The 16,983-nt window shown below is 45.6% G+C and carries 20 protein-coding genes, 3 tRNA genes and 1 other annotated feature; all 23 genes read left to right on the top strand.

Features of this window, described 5'->3' with window-relative positions; all coding sequences use genetic code 11:
• Positions 1–363: EF-Tu C-terminal domain-related protein (locus tag BUB66_RS08380; protein ID WP_483188917.1), on the top strand; the 363-nt coding region annotated here is incomplete at its 5' end.
• A 146-nt stretch (positions 364–509) separates the two neighbouring features.
• Positions 510–659, top strand: a complete 150-nt coding sequence (gene rpmG, locus BUB66_RS08375; RefSeq protein WP_073257503.1) for a 50S ribosomal protein L33 — start codon at positions 510–512, stop codon at positions 657–659.
• A gap of 30 nt (positions 660–689) precedes the next feature.
• Positions 690–896, top strand: a complete 207-nt coding sequence (gene secE / locus BUB66_RS08370; RefSeq protein ID WP_073257501.1) for a preprotein translocase subunit SecE — start codon at positions 690–692, stop codon at positions 894–896.
• A gap of 30 nt (positions 897–926) precedes the next feature.
• Positions 927–1,451, top strand: a complete 525-nt coding sequence (gene nusG / locus BUB66_RS08365; RefSeq protein WP_073257499.1) for a transcription termination/antitermination protein NusG — start codon at positions 927–929, stop codon at positions 1,449–1,451.
• Positions 1,452–1,478: 27 nt separating this feature from the next.
• On the top strand, positions 1,479–1,904 hold the full coding sequence (rplK, locus tag BUB66_RS08360; protein WP_066355142.1) for a 50S ribosomal protein L11: 426 nt from the start codon (positions 1,479–1,481) through the stop codon (positions 1,902–1,904).
• Between the two features lie 81 nt (positions 1,905–1,985).
• Positions 1,986–2,687: a 50S ribosomal protein L1 gene (gene rplA, locus BUB66_RS08355; RefSeq protein ID WP_073257497.1), complete on the top strand. Its 702-nt coding sequence runs from the start codon at positions 1,986–1,988 to the stop codon at positions 2,685–2,687.
• A gap of 21 nt (positions 2,688–2,708) precedes the next feature.
• Positions 2,709–2,844: a sequence feature (ribosomal protein L10 leader region), on the top strand.
• Positions 2,845–2,865: 21 nt separating this feature from the next.
• Positions 2,866–3,384 (top strand): 50S ribosomal protein L10, encoded by a 519-nt coding sequence (gene rplJ, locus BUB66_RS08350; protein ID WP_073257495.1) that lies wholly within the window; start codon positions 2,866–2,868, stop codon positions 3,382–3,384.
• 103 nt (positions 3,385–3,487) lie between these two features.
• Positions 3,488–3,868, top strand: coding sequence for a 50S ribosomal protein L7/L12 (gene rplL / locus BUB66_RS08345; protein ID WP_073257493.1), 381 nt, complete (start codon positions 3,488–3,490; stop codon positions 3,866–3,868).
• Positions 3,869–3,977: 109 nt separating this feature from the next.
• A tRNA-Met gene (locus tag BUB66_RS08340) sits at positions 3,978–4,054 on the top strand.
• A gap of 14 nt (positions 4,055–4,068) precedes the next feature.
• Positions 4,069–4,145: transfer RNA gene (locus tag BUB66_RS08335), tRNA-Met, on the top strand.
• A gap of 8 nt (positions 4,146–4,153) precedes the next feature.
• A tRNA-Glu gene (locus BUB66_RS08330) sits at positions 4,154–4,228 on the top strand.
• A gap of 141 nt (positions 4,229–4,369) precedes the next feature.
• Positions 4,370–6,697 carry a stage II sporulation protein E gene (spoIIE, locus tag BUB66_RS08325; RefSeq protein ID WP_143156255.1) on the top strand — a complete coding sequence of 776 codons (2,328 nt, stop codon included), beginning with the start codon at positions 4,370–4,372 and terminating at the stop codon, positions 6,695–6,697.
• A 108-nt stretch (positions 6,698–6,805) separates the two neighbouring features.
• A complete protein-coding gene (gene tilS, locus BUB66_RS08320; RefSeq protein WP_073257490.1) occupies positions 6,806–8,230 on the top strand; it encodes a tRNA lysidine(34) synthetase TilS in 1,425 nt (474 codons plus the stop codon).
• Positions 8,209–8,763: a hypoxanthine phosphoribosyltransferase gene (hpt, locus tag BUB66_RS08315; protein ID WP_073257488.1), complete on the top strand. Its 555-nt coding sequence runs from the start codon at positions 8,209–8,211 to the stop codon at positions 8,761–8,763. Before tilS ends, hpt begins: the two co-directional genes overlap by 22 nt.
• A gap of 88 nt (positions 8,764–8,851) precedes the next feature.
• Entirely contained in the window at positions 8,852–10,651 is a 1,800-nt protein-coding gene (gene ftsH / locus BUB66_RS08310; RefSeq protein ID WP_073257486.1) for an ATP-dependent zinc metalloprotease FtsH, read from the top strand.
• 114 nt (positions 10,652–10,765) lie between these two features.
• Positions 10,766–11,212, top strand: a complete 447-nt coding sequence (locus BUB66_RS08305; protein WP_073257484.1) for a DMT family transporter — start codon at positions 10,766–10,768, stop codon at positions 11,210–11,212.
• Between the two features lie 101 nt (positions 11,213–11,313).
• Positions 11,314–12,690 carry a radical SAM protein gene (locus tag BUB66_RS08300; protein ID WP_073257482.1) on the top strand — a complete coding sequence of 459 codons (1,377 nt, stop codon included), beginning with the start codon at positions 11,314–11,316 and terminating at the stop codon, positions 12,688–12,690.
• Positions 12,687–12,995 (top strand): ArsR/SmtB family transcription factor, encoded by a 309-nt coding sequence (locus tag BUB66_RS08295; RefSeq protein ID WP_073257480.1) that lies wholly within the window; start codon positions 12,687–12,689, stop codon positions 12,993–12,995. Before BUB66_RS08300 ends, BUB66_RS08295 begins: the two co-directional genes overlap by 4 nt.
• Positions 12,996–13,095: 100 nt before the next feature.
• The gene (locus BUB66_RS08290; protein WP_073257478.1) at positions 13,096–13,617 is read left to right on the top strand and encodes an ECF transporter S component; all 522 of its coding nucleotides are present in this window, start codon (positions 13,096–13,098) and stop codon (positions 13,615–13,617) included.
• Positions 13,618–13,621: 4 nt separating this feature from the next.
• Complete coding sequence (locus tag BUB66_RS08285; RefSeq protein ID WP_073257476.1) at positions 13,622–14,404, top strand: type III pantothenate kinase; 783 nt, start codon at positions 13,622–13,624, stop codon at positions 14,402–14,404.
• Positions 14,394–15,404, top strand: coding sequence for a tRNA dihydrouridine synthase DusB (gene dusB / locus BUB66_RS08280; protein ID WP_073257515.1), 1,011 nt, complete (start codon positions 14,394–14,396; stop codon positions 15,402–15,404). Before BUB66_RS08285 ends, dusB begins: the two co-directional genes overlap by 11 nt.
• On the top strand, positions 15,405–16,370 hold the full coding sequence (locus BUB66_RS08275; protein WP_073257473.1) for a hypothetical protein: 966 nt from the start codon (positions 15,405–15,407) through the stop codon (positions 16,368–16,370).
• Between the two features lie 88 nt (positions 16,371–16,458).
• Positions 16,459–16,983 carry a helix-turn-helix domain-containing protein gene (locus BUB66_RS08270; protein WP_073257471.1) on the top strand — a complete coding sequence of 175 codons (525 nt, stop codon included), beginning with the start codon at positions 16,459–16,461 and terminating at the stop codon, positions 16,981–16,983.

Below are 16,983 nucleotides of genomic sequence, written 5' to 3'. Positions count from 1 at the left end.
ATAGGAGCGCTGCTTCGCGGCATAGACAAGAACGAAGTAGAGAGGGGCATGGTAATAGCGAAACCTGGGAGTGTGCATCCGCACACGAAGTTTAAGGGACAGGTATACGTTTTGAAGAAGGAAGAAGGGGGAAGGCACACGCCGTTTTTCAACGGATACAGGCCGCAGTTTTACTTTAGGACGACGGACGTGACAGGGGTAATAAAGTTACCGGAAGGCACGGAGATGGTAATGCCCGGGGACAACATTGTAATGGAGATAGAGCTGATAGCGCCGATAGCGATGGAAGAAGGCCTTCGTTTTGCTATCCGCGAGGGTGGCAGGACAGTAGGGGCCGGCGTGGTGACCGAAATAATAGAATAATTAAAAGCGAAGGAATAAAGGGGAATCAATCGATTCCCCTTTATTTTTGGCTTTTTATTGACAATAAATACGAATTATGATAAATTGAATTAAGTGGCTACGTGTATGGCAGCCTGTACCGAACTAATGGTGTAGGAGGTGTCCTGATGAGGGTTAACATAGTGCTGGAGTGCACAGAATGCAAGCACAGGAATTACCATACAGAGAAGAACAAGAAGAACGACCCCGATAGGTTAGAACTTAGAAAGTTCTGCAAGCACTGCGGGCGTCATACTCTGCACAGAGAGACAAAATAAAATTGTTCCTTTTGAGGGGGATAATATTTAATGGCAGCCGGTGGCGAAGGTTTTTTGAAAAGAAGCAATAAATTCATAAAGGAAGTAAGGTCCGAATTAAAAAAGGTAACCTGGCCCACTAAAGATGAGTTGATATCTTCTACTATAGTCGTTGTCGTATCTGTAGCATTGGTAAGCGGTTTTATATGGATAGTTGACAGCATATTGTTGAATGTGTTAAAGCTCATTCTCCGGTAAGGGAGGGCGGGGTTAAGCCCCTTGTGCGATATGACAAAAAATTGGTACGTGATCCATACCTATTCGGGTTATGAAAACAAGGTAAAGGCAAATTTGGAAAAGCGAGTAGAATCCATGGGAATGCAGGATAAGATATTCCGGGTTCTGGTTCCCGTGGAAGAAGAGGTGGAGATAAAAAACGGCAAAAAAAAGGTGACGCAGCGCAAGATATTTCCGGGATATGTACTGGTAGAAATGATAGTAACAGATGATTCGTGGCATGTAGTGAGAAATACGCCTGGTGTTACAGGGTTTGTAGGAACTGGCAACAAACCCATTCCGCTGCAGGAATCGGAGGTCAAAGCCATATTAAAAAAGATGGGCATTGAAGAGCCGAAGCCCAAGATTGAACTTGATATAAATCAAAACGTTAAAGTTATTTCGGGACCTTTCGAGAATTTCATCGGCAAAGTTGTAGAGATCAACCACGAAAAACAGAAAGTAAAAGTTTTAATTTCAATGTTTGGGAGAGAAACGCCGATTGAATTAGATTACAATCAGATTGAAAAATTATAGTACAGAGTATAGCAAGGAGGTGCTGGCATGGCCAAAAAAGTAGTGGCAGTAGTAAAACTTCAGATTCCTGCTGGAAAAGCTACGCCTGCTCCGCCGGTAGGTCCTGCACTGGGTCCTACGGGAATCAATATAATGAATTTCTGTAAGGAATTCAATGAAAAAACGGCATCCCAGGTGGGGCTAATAATTCCAGTGGAACTTACCGTATACCAGGACAGGTCCTACACTTTTGTCCTGAAGACGCCACCGGCTTCAGTGTTGCTTAAAAAAGCCGCCGGCATAGAAAAGGGTTCCGGTGAGCCCAATAAGAACAAAGTCGGCAAGGTTACGAGGAAAGATATAAGAGAAATCGCAGAACTGAAAATGAAGGACCTCAATGCCGCAAGTTTAGAGGCGGCAATGCGTATGATAGAAGGAACGGCCCGCAGCATGGGCATAACCGTAGTTGATTAACGTAAAAAATTATTTCTAGAAAATTATTTCAAAAATTAAGTGGGAGGAAATTTTCCGATAGTACCACGAGGAGGGTTAAGAATGCCAAAAAGAAGCAAAAGCTATCTTGAAGCGTTAAAACTGGTAGACAGGACTAAATTATACGAGCCAAGGGAAGCAATAGAGCTTGCTTTGCAGACCGCTAACAAAAAATTTGATGAGACCATCGAAGTGGCTGTAAGACTTGGAGTTGACCCGCGCCACGCCGACCAGCAGGTGAGAGGGACCGTGGTGCTCCCCCACGGCACGGGCAAAACGCCTAAAGTGCTGGTGTTTGCAAAGGGCGATAAAGCTACAGAAGCTGAGCAGGCAGGAGCCGATTACGTAGGCGCGGAAGACTTGATTGCCAAAATTGAAGGGGGATTTTTGGATTTCGATGTAGCCGTGGCAACTCCCGACATGATGGGTGCGGTAGGTAAAGTAGGCCGTATTTTAGGGCCGCGGGGCCTAATGCCCAACCCCAAAGCGGGTACAGTTACCTTCGATGTAGGTAAGACAGTTAAAGAAATCAAAGCAGGAAAGATTGAATACCGTGTGGATAGGACGGGAATAGTTCACGCGCCTATCGGCAAGAAATCTTTCGGTCCTGACAAATTGATGGACAATTTCGTGGCTCTTATAGAATCAATAATTAAAGCAAAACCCGCAGCGGCAAAAGGCACTTATCTGAAGAGCATAACGGTATCAAGTACCATGGGACCCGGAATTAAAATAAATCCAGCAAAGGTGATTGAAAAGAAGTAAAGCCCTTTTGAATTTAATAAAGTTTAAAGTTTAAGTTCGCTGCAGAAAGTAGGTGCCGAAAGGCTTAATATCCTACCGAGGCGAAGGCAAAGTATTTCATCAGAGTAAATACAAGGCCTTTCTGTACCTCTGCAGAAAGGCCTTTTTGTTTAATAGCCTTCCTGAAGGAGGTGAGAAGGTGGGAGCGAGAGAGGAAAAAAAGAAGCTGGTCGCGGAGCTCAAAGACAAGTTTAGCAAGGCGAGAGCGGCTATATTGACCGATTATAAGGGGCTCAATGTGGCCGAAATGACCGAGCTGCGCAGGAAGCTTAGGGAGCAGGGTATAGAATATAAGGTAGTCAAGAATACCCTCACAAAAATAGCGGTTAAGGATTTGGAATTTAATTTGGATGAATACCTGGAGGGGCCAACGGCAATCGCCTTCGGCTACGATGACCCGGTAACCCCGGCTAAAATTCTGATGGATTTTGCAAAAGACCATAAAAGCTTGGAAATAAAAGGCGGTATAGTAGAAGGCCGGGTGACGGACAAGGCCGCTGTGGAACAACTGGCGAAGCTCCCCAAAAAGGAAGAGCTCATTGCCAAGGCCGTGGGGGCAATCCAATCGCCGCTTTTCGGGATTGTTTGGGTGCTCCAAGGCCCAATTCGCGACCTGGTTTATACTCTCCAGGCCATTCAGGAAAAGAAGGCATCTTAACTTTAAGTATATCGCAAGAGTTTCTTGAGGTGGCATAGCCGCCGCGAAACTAAAAAGACTTAAAATTAAAAAATAATGACAAAATGATAGGGAGGATGAAAAAATGACAAAAGAAGAAATCATTGCTGCCATAGAAAATATGACGGTACTTGAGCTCTCAGAACTGGTAAAGGCTTTACAGGAGAAGTTCGGAGTTACGGCTGCTGCGCCGGTAGCTGTTGCAGCAGGCCCTGCTGCTCCCGGTGCTGCTGCTGAGGCTGCAGCTCCCGAGCAGACAGAATTTGATGTAATTTTGGCGAATGCTGGCGCTGAGAAAATCAAGGTAATCAAAGTCGTAAGAGAACTCACCGGACTTGGCCTGAAAGAGGCGAAAGACCTGGTAGACAACGCACCGAAACCCATCAAGGAAAAGGTGAGCAAAGAAGAAGCAGAACAAATAAAAGCAAAGCTTGCAGAAGTCGGTGCTACTGTCGAGATAAAGTAAAAACCTTGGAGAAAGGCCGCGTGCTTTTGCTCGCGGCCTTTCAGAAAACTAAGCCCTTGACGAAAAAAAGATTTTGTTATAAAATAAAAATTGCGTTGTGAAATGACGTCGCGGGGTGGAGCAGTCTGGCAGCTCGTCGGGCTCATAACCCGAAGGTCGCTGGTTCAAATCCAGCCCCCGCCACCAAAAGAAAATATTATGGCGGCGTAGCTCAGGTGGCTAGAGCATGCGGTTCATACCCGCAGTGTCCGGGGTTCAAATCCCTGCGCCGCTACCAACATATATGGCCCTGTGGTCAAGTGGTTAAGACACCGCTCTTTCAAGGCGGTAACAGGGGTTCGACTCCCCTCAGGGTCACCATTTTTATTTTTGTTTATAAAAAGTCGCAGCTTGCGACTTTTATTTTTTTTTGTCTAACGATTTTTTTAAGGAGCGGCATTATATTGACATATTTTGTTAAAACGCAGAAGTATAATAAAGTCTACCAAAAATTTGTGGTAGGTGATTAAATTGATTAATAGGACTAAAATTCACAAGGCGTATTTAGCAGTGCCGCAGATGTCGCTGGCGGTTGATTCAATGATACTGCATGTTGCGGCTTTCTTTCTGGGAAGGGTCCCGATACTGGAGATATATCCCCTGGGCATTTCAATTACTGCCGCGGCTGCTTTTTATCGAGGAAAATTTTTGACGGTGGGAATTGCATCTCTTTTAGGGACGTTTACGGCAGCCGGGGAATTGATGGCAGTGAAATATTTTGCAGCAACAACGATTTTTACGATCATATACTCTATGCTGCGAAATAAGGTCAAAAACAGGGATTTGCTTGTCGGAGTATGTGTCTTAGTTTCATCTGCAGGATCTGGTATTTTGATGTTTACGATGAAAAGCGCGAGTTTGTACGATTACCTCTTAATTTTAATGGAAGCCGGGCTTTCTTTTATCTTTTTCCACGTTATTCCTTACGGTTTGCCGGGCCTTTTTAAAAGCAGTTCGACAAAAATAGAAAAAAGTCTGTGCCTTATTTTGATGGCAGGCGGCGTATTAAGGGTAATGAGTTTCTGGGAATTCTTCAATATCAACTTAAAAGAGGCATTGAGTGCAGTAGTGGCCCTGGTTTCCTCTGCGGCTGGCGGGCCGGGAGCCGGTGCTGCCGCAGGAGCTATGCTGGGGATTATGGGGAATCCATCATCGGCTGCTTCATGGTCGGCGGGGGCTTTAGCTTTTTCCGGCATGGTCGGCGGAGCTTTTTGCAACCTAGGTAAGTATGGGGTTGCCGCCGGGTTTGCACTAGGATATATCTTCTTAAACTTGTATGCAGGTTTTATGGGAGAAGCTGCCATAAGACTGCCTTCATTGATTTTTGGACTTTGTATATTTTTACTATTGCCGGAAAAACTGCTGGAGAATATAACAAAATATGTTTATGTGAAAGAAACCGAGGATGAACTGGCGATAAAGAGGGAAATCTTTAAGGACCGGCTTTATGAAGTTGCAAGACTTTTCGACGACCTTTCAAGAGCTTTGATATTACCGCCAGGGAATATTAAAGAACAGGGTTTTTTCGAAAAGTTTTACCAGAAAGTGAAAAGTGAAATCTGTGAGGGTTGCCGAACGCAAAGGACGTGTTGGGAGAAGGAATATAAGGCTACAGTTAGGGCATTGTACGAAATTTTAAAGTGCGAGAAGGGTTTATATCACAGCTCGGAATTGGTTTTTTTCAAATGTCGTTGCGAAAAGATTGAAGAAATTAAAGGCATATCGAGGTACATGAATAATGCAAAAGAGTTTGAGGTAAGAATAGAGGGTATAATCAAAAAGCAAAGAGATATTATGGTCAATAATTTCAAAGGCACCGCGAAAATTATAAGGACGTTGGCGGACGGTGCGTTTCCCGAGGGCACTTTGCTTGATGTGGAAGAAAGAATAAAAAGCAAGCTTTCGGAGTTGGGCGCAAAGGTCGACCATGTTTACGCGATTAAAAATGCGGACAAACTTCAAGTGAATATCGTCAAAAGTCCGTGCATAAAGGATAACCTCTGTGAGAGAGAGATCCCAGAATGTATAAAGGAAGCTGTAGGAACTGAAGTTCTAATTAAAGTGGTAGGATGCCCTCTGCGTAGCGGAAGCACAAAATGCAGGTTAAAAGCAATTCCAAAAGGCAACTACCGGGTGAGCGTGGGGGTTGTAAGTCTCCCGGAGCAGGGAGCCGAAGTTTCAGGAGACAGTTTCTCTTTTGTGGAATTAGAAAGCGGCAACTTCATGCTCGCCATAAGCGATGGAATGGGGGGAGGGGAAACGGCGAGAAAAGAAAGTGAAAGGACTATTTCATTGCTGGAAGAGCTATTAGAAGCGGGTTATGACAGTAAAAATTCCATTGATATTCTAAATTCTGCAATGCAACTGGTGAGAGACGAAGACAGTTTTTCCACATTGGATGTGGTTTTGATAGATACCTACTCGGGCAAAGCGGAATTTTTAAAAGCCGGAGCGGTGAGCAGTTTTATAAAAAGAGGCAGAAAAGTAGAAGTTGTGAAAGGAGGAGCGCTTCCAGTCGGAATTATAGACAACATAGAGGTCAGCAGCGTCAAAAAAAATCTCAAGGCCGGCGACATCATTGTCCTACTAAGCGATGGCGCTTTGGATTCTTTTTCAAACGAAGACGATAAAGAAGCGGCAATAGTAAAATTTCTTGAAACGGCATGTACCAGCAATCCGCAGGAATTGGCCAACATGATTCTTGAAAAAGTGAGGGAGAACAACAGAAAGATAAAAGACGATATGACGGTGCTGGTGGGTAGTATATGGCGATATACCTGTTCCGCGTGAAAAAGGCCGCAGCGGCCTTGTTTTTTGTGCTTGTATTTCGGAATTACTTCTGATATTATTTATTTTAAAATGTAAGTTGCCGAATGGTAACATTCTGGTGGGTAAATTATGGATATTGTAGAGGTATTTAAAAATACAGTCCACAAATATCGTATGATAAAAAGCGGAGACAAAATTCTTGTGGGTGTTTCCGGAGGGCCCGATTCGGTTTGCCTTTTGCATTTGTTGCTTCGTTTTAAGGAAGAATTTGGTATAGATTTGGCGATAGCCCATCTCAACCATTCGTTTCGCGGACGAGAAGCTGATGAGGATGAGGCTTTTGTCAAAGAACTGGCCAAAAGCTGGGGCGTGCACTGTTATACTCAAAAAATAGATGTGCCTGCTTACATAAGGGAAACAGGACTTTCGCCGGAGGATGCGGCCCGAAGGGTAAGATATGCCTTTTTTGAGCGCGTAAGGGAAAAAATCAAGGCCAGCCGGATTGCCCTTGCACATAACAGCAATGACCGCGAGGAGACAATTTTGATGAATATATTCAGGGGCAGTGGGATTGAGGGACTCGTGGGCATCGAGCCGGTAAGGGACCATTACATCCGCCCTTTAATAGAAGTTGAAAGGGGTGCTATCGAGGAATACCTGAAAAAGAAGGGTATTCCTTTCAGGATAGACAGTACAAATTTTCAGACCATCTATTTCAGAAATAAAATTAGGCTGGAATTGCTTCCGCTCATAAAGAGGGAATACTGTCCGCATCTTTCGACCTCTCTAAAAAAGCTTTCGGAAATTGCTTCCCTTGATGTGTCTTTGCTGGAAGAGCTTTCAAGGGAAGCTTACAGCGGTGCGGTCAAAAGAATGTCCTGCGGTGTGATGATAAATTTGGAAAAGTTTGAAAAAATGCACGATTCCCTGAAGTTCAGGGTAGTGAGAAAGGCAGTGGAGGAAATTCTGGGAAATCTGCAGGACTTTGAATACAGGCACGCCAAAATGTTGGTGGAGTTTATAAAAGAAAAACCGACGGGAAGCAGATTAAATTTGCCGCGCGGGCTTGTGGGTGAGAAAAGCTACGAGTATTTTTATATTTACGGGAAGTCTCCACCAAAGACACAAAGTTTTTACTACGAACTTCTTGTGCCTGGGGAAGTTGAAATACCCGAAGCGGGAGTTATAATTGGCGCTCGAGTGTTAGAAGCAAAAAAAGACTTTTCTTTTGAGAAAAATCCTCATTATGCGTATCTTGATTATGAAAGGATAGAGGAACGACTGGCGGTGAGAAACCGCAAGCCAGGGGATAGATTCATTCCGTTAGGAAGCGGATTTTTTAAGAAACTACAGGATTTTTTCGTGGACAACAAAATCCCCGTGAGAGAAAGGGATAGGGTGCCGCTCGTCGTTTCGGGAGACCAAATACTATGGGTTTGCGGCATGAGGATCGACGAAAGGTATAAGGTTACCGAAAGTACGAAAAAGGTGCTGGTACTGGAGATGAAAATGAAAAATAAAATGCAGGAGGAATGGCCGTGCTGGAAGATATAAAAGAAATTTTAATAAGTGAAGAGGAGATAAAGAAAAAACTCAAGGAATTGGGCAAAAGAATAACTGAAGACTACAGAGATAAAAAAGACATATTGCTCGTAGGAGTTTTAAAAGGAGCGGTGCTTTTTATTGCTGACCTTATCAGGCATATAGATTTGCCGCTTCAGGTGGATTTCATGGCGGTGTCGAGCTACGGTGCATCCACCGAGTCTTCCGGAGTAGTAAGAATTTTGAAGGACCTTGACGAGAACATAGAAGGAAAGAACATTTTGATTGTAGAAGATATTATCGACTCGGGGCTGACCTTGAGCTATCTATATAACATGCTGAAATCCAGAAAGCCTGCCAGCATAAAAATTTGTACACTTTTAGATAAGCCCAGCCGCCGAAAAGTTAAAATAAAGGTGGACTACTTGGGATTTGAGATTCCTGACTATTTCGTAGTGGGTTATGGACTCGACTACAACGAAAAATACAGAAATCTCCCGTTCATAGGGATTTTAAAAGAAGAGGCTGTAAAAGTAGCGAATTGAAACCAAAGATTTTTAGGGTTTTGCAAATATGATAATATTGTGGTAGAATATCGAAGGGATTATACGGCCCTTGAAGGGAGGAGCAATTTTGAACAATTTTCTTCGAAATGCAAGTTTTTACCTTTTAATATTTATCCTGCTTTTATCTCTTGTACAGTGGTACTCCACAAGGAGCGAAATTCAAGAGAGGATAGGATATACTGACCTGATTCGCCTTATTGACAATGGAAGTGTAAAGGAAATAAAAATGATGGACAACAATATAGAAGGGACTCTGAAAGACGGCAGGAAATTTACGAGTTACGTTCCCGATAAAACGGTGTTCATTGAGAGAATTCAGCCGAGAATAGACAGAGGAGAACTCGCACTCATAGCCCAGCCTGTACCTACAGTTCCCTGGTGGTCTCAGATAATTCCTTCTATATTGATGGGTTTACTTTTTGTCGGTGCGTGGTTTTTTATTATGCAGCAGAGCCAGGGCGGCGGCAGCAGGGTGATGAGCTTTGGCCGGAGCAGGGCCAGGCTTCACACTGATGACAAAAAGAGAGTAACTTTTAAAGATGTGGCTGGTGTAGATGAAGCCAAGGAAGAACTCCAGGAAGTGGTAGAGTTTTTAAAAAACCCGAAAAAATTCATAGAATTGGGGGCGAGAATTCCAAAAGGAGTGCTTCTCGTAGGCCCGCCAGGCACGGGTAAAACCCTGCTGGCCCGTGCGGTAGCCGGAGAGGCGGGTGTCCCCTTTTTCAGCATAAGCGGTTCCGACTTTGTAGAGATGTTTGTGGGTGTCGGTGCTGCCCGGGTGCGAGATCTTTTTGAGCAGGCCAAGAAAAACGCTCCGTGTATCGTTTTTATAGATGAAATAGACGCCGTCGGCAGGCAAAGAGGAGCAGGGCTCGGCGGCGGTCATGACGAGAGGGAACAGACATTGAACCAGCTTTTAGTTGAAATGGACGGTTTTACCATAAATGAGGGGATAATAATAATTGCGGCTACAAACAGGCCCGATATATTGGATCCTGCCCTTCTAAGGCCTGGAAGATTTGACCGTCAGATAGTGGTGGATAGGCCGGACGTCAAGGGCAGGGAAGAGATATTAAAGGTTCACGCAAGGAATAAGCCTTTGGCTGAGGATGTGGACCTGGGAGTGCTTGCTAGAAGGACTCCTGGATTTACAGGGGCAGATTTGGAAAACCTGATGAATGAAGCAGCCTTGCTTGCAGCCCGGAGAAACAAGAAAAAGATAACTATGGAGGAGCTTGAAGAGGCGATAACAAGGGTGGTGGCAGGACCCGAAAAGAAGAGCCGCATAATGACAGAAAGGGAAAGGCGCCTGGTGGCCTACCATGAGGCGGGCCACGCAGTGGTGGCAGAGCTCTTGCCCAACGTCGACCCAGTTCACGAGGTTTCCATAATCCCGAGGGGCAGGGCCGGCGGATATACCCTCATCCTGCCGAAGGAAGACCGGTTCTTCATGAGTAAAACCGAGCTTCTTGACCACGTTACGCATCTACTGGGAGGTAGGGCTTCAGAGGAGTTGGTGCTGAAAGAAGTAAGCACCGGGGCACAGAATGATTTGGAGAGGGCAACAGAAATAGCGCGTAGGATGGTTATGGAATACGGAATGAGCGAAACCTTAGGCCCCATGACACTGGGACACAAGCAGGAAGAAGTATTTTTAGGAAGGGACCTGGCAAGGGGCAGGAATTACAGCGAAGAAGTAGCAGCGGCTATTGACAAGGAAGTGAGGAACATCATCGACAAATGCTACAGCAGGGCAAGGACTCTGCTGAGTGAAAATATAAATAAACTTCATAAAGTGGCTGAAGCACTCTTAGAGCGCGAAAAACTTTCAGAGGAGGAATTCCGAGAGGTTTTCGCAAGTGCCTAAAAAGTACTGAAAGACCCACCATAAGGTGGGTCTATTTTTTTGCATATTAATCTGAATGGGTGAAAATATAAAATAACGAGCACCTAAAAAGAAAAGAACTGGAAGGTGGTATGGGTGAACTTTTACGGAGAATTATTTTTCCTTGCCGTAGCGGCGCTAGCGGGACTTCTCATGGCGGTGCAAGGGTCTATGAATTCGGTGGTAAGCAGGGCCATAGGAGTTTCGGGTGCCACCTTTATCGTGCACCTTACGGCAACTTTAGTAATGGCGGTGGTTATCTTTTCAGGGGCGGGCAGGGCTGCGTGGGAAAAATACGATAGCGTGCCATGGTACGATTATCTCGGAGGCGCTATAGGAGTTCTCATTACGTACGCGGTGGTGATGAGTATACCCAAACTGGGAGCGGCAGTGGCAACCACCGCCATAATTGTGGGTCAAGTGCTGACAGCTTGTCTTCTGGACCATTTTGGATTTTTTGGCCTCGAAAAAGCTCCATTTACCTGGTTGCGTTTTTTCGGCCTTGTGCTGTTATCCATAGGTGCCAAATTAATCCTAAACTGAGCACAGAAAAGTTGACAAAAATTGCCTGGAAAGGTATAATAAAAATAAACATATCATTATATAAAGATAAGTAGATACGTAATTTAATTGGGGGGATCGAGATGGACCTAGCCAGAACTCTCTTGGGAGAAAAGGTAATAGAACAGGGCGTGCGGTTTTTGGTGAACGAACCGATAAACAACATGGAAAGGATGCTGGAATGGGTAGAAAAAATTCCAATGCCGGAGCACCACAGGAGAAATGTGAGTTCGGTCAAAAAATTCCTCCAAAATAAGGATTCCAACTGGTACAAGTTTGCCGAGCGGCTGCTTACCAATACCCATCCCAACGTTAAACAGAAGATGGCGGTGAACTTTTTCGTGAACGCCAGCTTCCTCGGAGTGCCGAGGCAGATGGAAAATGCGAAAAAACTGGGATGCTCGGTGCCGTGGGCGCTGCTGGTAGACCCCACTGAAAGGTGCAACCTCAACTGCATCGGCTGCTGGGCAGGCGATTACCAGAAAAGGGAAGAGCTGAGCTTTGAACTTATGGACAGGATCTGCACTGAAGCCCAGGAGCTGGGAATATACTTCATGGTCATGTCCGGCGGCGAACCGCTTCTTAGAAAGGACGACATTCTCAAACTCGCGGAAAAGCACGGCTCCATGGTGTTTCACCTTTTCACAAACGGGACTTTAGTGGACGACGAACTTGTTAAAAACATGCAGAAGCTTGGCAACGTGACCTTAGCTTTCAGCATCGAGGGGTTTGAAGAAACGACAGACAGGCGAAGAGGCAAAGGGGTTTTCAAGAAGGTAATGAACGCCATGGATAAAATGAGAGAAGCGGGGCTCATATATGGGGTATCAGTTACTTACACGAGACACAATACAGAGGAGCTTGCCAGCGAGGAATTCGTGGATATGCTGGTTGATAAAGGAGCGGCCTTTGCCTGGTATTTTACATATATACCTATAGGCAAAGATGTGGACCTTGAGATGATGGCGACGCCTGAGCAAAGGGCATATATATACGACAGAATTTTGGAGTACAGGAAAACCAAGCCCATATTGATTATTGATTTCTGGAACGACGGCGAGGCTTCCAACGGGTGCATAGCCGGAGGCAGGAGATACCTTCATATAAATGCTCAGGGAGAAGTTGAACCATGTGCTTTTGTTCACTACTCCACGTGCAATATTAAAAATATAAGCCTCAAAGATGCGCTTCGTTCGCCGCTGATGCTGGCGTATCAAAAAAGGCAGCCTTTCAACATGAACATGAGAAGACCGTGTCCCCTCATAGACAATCCGGAAATGCTCAAGGAAATTGTGGAAGAAAGCGGGGCTTACAGCACGCAGCTTACTGCCAACGAGACAGCAGCAGAATTTGCAGAAAAATTGAAGCAATATGCCGAAAAATGGGGTGAAATAGCGGACAAAATCTGGTATGATAAAAAAGTGAAAGAAGGAGAATGCTGCAAGGGGGGAACCGATTGACGTTGAATGCAGTTGAATCCAAAGTAAGATTTTTGGAAAGCTTGGCGGATAAAACCAGGCTCAGGATAGTGGAAGCTTTAAGGGAAAGGGAAAAAACAGTAAGCCAGCTTGTTCAGGAGCTGGGTGCGAGCCAGTCGAATATTTCGGGACACCTGAGACTTCTTAAGATAAGCGGAATCATAAAAAGCCGACAGGAAGGGAAATACGTCTACTACAGCTTGAGCAGCAGCGTTATCGCAGAATTTCTCACGAAGCTGGAAGACCTGCTTATTGCAATGAAAAGGGAAGCCCTTGAAAGTGCATAAGAGGGCTTCCCTTTTTTGCGTTGATTTTTCCGGTAGTTGTGATAAAATAAGATTGTAATTCGTCCGGCATCCTGAAGGAGCCGGAACGGGAGGTGAAAAAATGAACAGCGGCAGGGCGAAGGGAGCGGCACTCGGGGTAAGAACTCTAGCGGTAGCAGGGGTTCTGGGGGCTATCTCCATAGTCCTAGGTATGACTCCCCTAGGGTTCATTCCGGTTCCCACTGCGGCGGGACATGCAACGACAATGCACATCCCGGCCGTATTGGGAGGAGTGCTGGAAGGACCGGTAGCAGGGGCTTTGACTGGTCTCATATTCGGCCTTCACAGCTTTATGAGGGCAGGTTCTCCGATTTTTGCTGACCCGGTGGTAGCAATTTTGCCTAGGGTGTTTATTGGTGTGGTAGCCTACTATGCCTACAGGTTAACCGGCAGTGTGGCCCTGGCAGCGGCTTTCGGTACCATCACCAATACAGCGGGAGTGTTGGGAATTGCGGTCATGAGAGGATACCTGCCAGCTCCTGCAGCATGGACAGTTGCTGTTACCCACGGTATCCCCGAGATAGTGGTGGCTGTTTTGATAACTGCCCTGGTTTATAGGAGTCTTAAAAGGGCAAGAAGGTGATATTTTGCTTCTCACCATAGACGTGGGCAACACCAACATAGTTTTCGGAGTTTTCAGAGGGAAAGAACTCGCAGCCCACTGGAGATTTTCGACCCACAAGGAACAGACGGAAGATGAATACGGTATCCTTTTAAAGAACCTGATGGAAGATGCAGGCATCGACTGCGGGCAAATAAAAGGGGTCGTAATATCGTCCGTGGTTCCCACCGTTACTCCCTATTTGGAAAAAATGTGTGGGAAATATCTCAGAGTTAAGCCATTACTGGTCGGGCCGGGCATTAAAACGGGAATTAACATAAGGGTGGAAAATCCCCGCGAAGTGGGAGCAGACAGGATAGTTAACATGGTGGGCGCAACCTACAAATATAAAGTTCCCCTAATCGTTGTAGATTTCGGGACCGCCACTACTTTCGACGCGGTAAGCTCTAATATGGAATTCCTCGGGGGCGCTATAGCCCCCGGACTTTTGATTTCAGCCGAGGCCCTTTTCAAAAGCGCATCGAAGCTTTTCCGGGTAGAGATAGTAAAGCCCGAAAGGGTTATAGGAAAAAACACCACGACCAACATTCAATCGGGTCTCTTTTACGGATATGCGGGATTGGTAGACAACATAGTGGAGTTGATGAAAAAGGAAATGGAGGAAGAACTGGGTGAGGAAGATATATTTGTGGTAGCAACGGGCGGAGTTGCGCATCTTATTGCGCCCGGGACCAGAACGATAGATAAGGTTGACAGCATGTTGACCCTCGAGGGGTTGAGGATAATATATGAAAAAAATGCAATTTGATTGGGGAAACCGGGAAGGTTTCCCCAATCTTGACTTTCCGCCGATATTCCTTGCGCCGATGGCGGGAATAACCGACCTTCCGTTCAGGCTGATTTGCAAGGAGTTAGGAGCCGATGTGGTGATAACCGAGATGGTAAGCACCAGGGGCTTATGTTACGGCGATAAGAAGACTGAATCTTTACTCTTGGTAGACCCAATGGAACATCCGGTAGGGGTACAACTGTTTGGCAATGACCCTGAATTTTTCTGTAAAGCCATTGAAAAGATAAAGGATTACCCTTTTGACTTTATAAACATAAACATGGGATGCCCGACTCCGAAGATTGTGAAAAACGGCGATGGATGCGCCTTGATGAGGGAACCGGCCCTGGCCCAGGAGATAATCAGGGAATCGGTGAGAACATCAAGGGTGCCGGTCACAGTAAAAATCCGAAAGGGCTGGGATGACGAGCACGTAAACGCCGTCGAGTTTTCGAAAATGGCCGAAGAGAGTGGAGCGACGATGGTCATAATCCACGGAAGGACCAGGGAACAGTTTTACAGCGGGAGAGCCGATTGGAATATAATAAGGGAAGTAAAAAAAGCTGTCAATGTCCCCGTCATTGGAAACGGCGATATTTTTTCGGCTGAAGACGCTCTATCGATGCTGGAGCAGACGGGTTGCGACGGCGTCATGGTGGGACGCGGTGCACTGGGAAACCCCTTTATTTTTAGGGAAATAAAACACTATCTAAGGACGGGCGAAAAACTTCCGAAACCCACCTTGGACGAGAAAAGGCTTGTAATATACAGGCACCTTGATCTGGCCTTTAATTTTCACGGTGAAAAAATCGGTCTGCTGGAGATGAGAAAGCACATAGCATGGTACTTGAAGGGGTTGCCTCATTCTTCTGTTGTAAAGCAAAAAATTCAAAGAAGCAATAGTGTGAGTGAAATTAAATCGATGCTGGATGAATACTTCGTAATTTTGAGAAATGCCTCAGGGCAGGAGGTGGTTTGATTGGAGACCTTTGCTCTTCCGATTACCAATGGCGTTTTACCCCGGATCAACGGCGGAAATATGACCGGCCTTTTTTTAGAACCGTATTTTTCAAAAATGCTTCTTAAGGCGGGAAAGGGGAAGGAAATATTTTTGTTTCCGATGTCATTGGAAGATCGGGAATTTTATCCGGTTGGAGTGATGGCCAGAATAGAAGAACTGTGGATAGAGCGGGTTATGCCTAACAAAAACATCGTAGGGCTTTTTGCTAGGGTATCGGGGATGGAAAGGTATAAAGCGGGAGGATTTGAATTTCACGACGAAGGGCTCGTAGCTTACAACTTGGAAAGTATAGATCTTACTGAACTGAGAGAAAGCGGATATCCCGTGATTTGCGGTGCGGGGTGGCGACCTGCGGGTGGCTATACCACTTTCGGTTCCGACAGAAAGAGCATGGAGATAACAATTTACGGGTGGGAATACGAGACGGGCAAAAAGGTGGCCATAGTGGCCCGCCTTAGCCGGGAAGAAATAGAGCCCCAGCAGGCGCACACAGTTGAGCATGCCATTATCAGGTCTTTGAAAAATTACGCTCTCTGCACTCCTAAAACCTTGAGGGTCTGCATGCAGAGGGAAGCCGAAGAGCTGAAGTGGTCGGTGGAAGTAGGAATCGCGCACAAACTTCCCGAAGTATTTGGGGTAACGGGAAGCGGCGTTTGCGGTAATCCCATGACCCGTATGACCTCGATTTACCTTGGGGAGGAATTAAAGAAACAATTGAAAGAAGGGCTTGATATCTTTGAATCCTTGAGCGAAGCAAGAAAAAAGACATTATCCAGGATTACGCAGGACCTTGAGATTTCCACGGAAAGAGGAGTAAGGGCGCTTCAGGGGCTTAAAAAGGGCATGCTTCACGACGACTCTCCGGTTGAGATGAGAAATCTAAAAAAAATTCTTATGAGATTTCCGCAAGACCCATGGCACTGACATGGGTTTTTTTATTTTTGTTGATTTTCTATCTTATTATGATGTAGAATAAAAAATGAGCACAAAATTGTGCACGGCAGGTGAGAGCATGGACCTCATACGCATAGGAGACAAACTGATAAGCATGACGAAAATAATTGCTGTGCTGGAGGAGATGTTGTCCTTAAGGCAAAAGGGATTGTCTCAGGCTGAGGTGGCGAAAAGATTCGGCATTGACAGGTCCTTCATTTCGAGAATAGAAAATTTGGGCGAAGTAAGAAAGGGAAAAACCATAGCTCTGATTGGCTTTCCGCTTAAAAATACCGCTGAAATAGAAAAGGTTGCCCGGGAAGAAGGGGTGGATTTCCTCCTCCTCATGACCGACAGAGAGCGGTGGGATTTCGTTTATAAAAAATCCGGGATAGAGTTGGTAAACGAAATTATGGGTCTGATTTACAAGGTGAGGCAGCACGACGTGGTGATTATTTTGGGCTCCGACCAGCGGATAAAACTTTTCAGGGCGCTTCTCGATAACGAGGTGGTTGCAATAGAGATAGGGCGGTCTCCAATGAAAGAAGATGTTTACGTGGAGCCCGATTACCTGAGGGAGATTATAAGAAAGATAAGGGAGTGA

It is taken from the genome of Caldanaerovirga acetigignens (assembly GCF_900142995.1).
Taxonomy (GTDB): Bacteria; Bacillota; Thermosediminibacteria; order Thermosediminibacterales; family Thermosediminibacteraceae; genus Fervidicola; species Fervidicola acetigignens.
Note: the sequence above shows the minus strand (reverse complement) of the source record. Positions and strands in the feature narration are given on the sequence as shown.

Coding starts and splice junctions, on each gene's coding strand:
- rpmG (WP_073257503.1), top strand. CDS start 510: ATGAGGGTTAACATAGTGCTGGAGTGCACAGAATGCAAGCACAGGAAT.
- secE (WP_073257501.1), top strand. CDS start 690: ATGGCAGCCGGTGGCGAAGGTTTTTTGAAAAGAAGCAATAAATTCATA.
- nusG (WP_073257499.1), top strand. CDS start 927: ATGACAAAAAATTGGTACGTGATCCATACCTATTCGGGTTATGAAAAC.
- rplK (WP_066355142.1), top strand. CDS start 1,479: ATGGCCAAAAAAGTAGTGGCAGTAGTAAAACTTCAGATTCCTGCTGGA.
- rplA (WP_073257497.1), top strand. CDS start 1,986: ATGCCAAAAAGAAGCAAAAGCTATCTTGAAGCGTTAAAACTGGTAGAC.
- rplL (WP_073257493.1), top strand. CDS start 3,488: ATGACAAAAGAAGAAATCATTGCTGCCATAGAAAATATGACGGTACTT.
- tilS (WP_073257490.1), top strand. CDS start 6,806: ATGGATATTGTAGAGGTATTTAAAAATACAGTCCACAAATATCGTATG.
- hpt (WP_073257488.1), top strand. CDS start 8,209: ATGGCCGTGCTGGAAGATATAAAAGAAATTTTAATAAGTGAAGAGGAG.
- BUB66_RS08300 (WP_073257482.1), top strand. CDS start 11,314: ATGGACCTAGCCAGAACTCTCTTGGGAGAAAAGGTAATAGAACAGGGC.
- BUB66_RS08290 (WP_073257478.1), top strand. CDS start 13,096: ATGAACAGCGGCAGGGCGAAGGGAGCGGCACTCGGGGTAAGAACTCTA.
- dusB (WP_073257515.1), top strand. CDS start 14,394: ATGCAATTTGATTGGGGAAACCGGGAAGGTTTCCCCAATCTTGACTTT.
- BUB66_RS08270 (WP_073257471.1), top strand. CDS start 16,459: ATGGACCTCATACGCATAGGAGACAAACTGATAAGCATGACGAAAATA.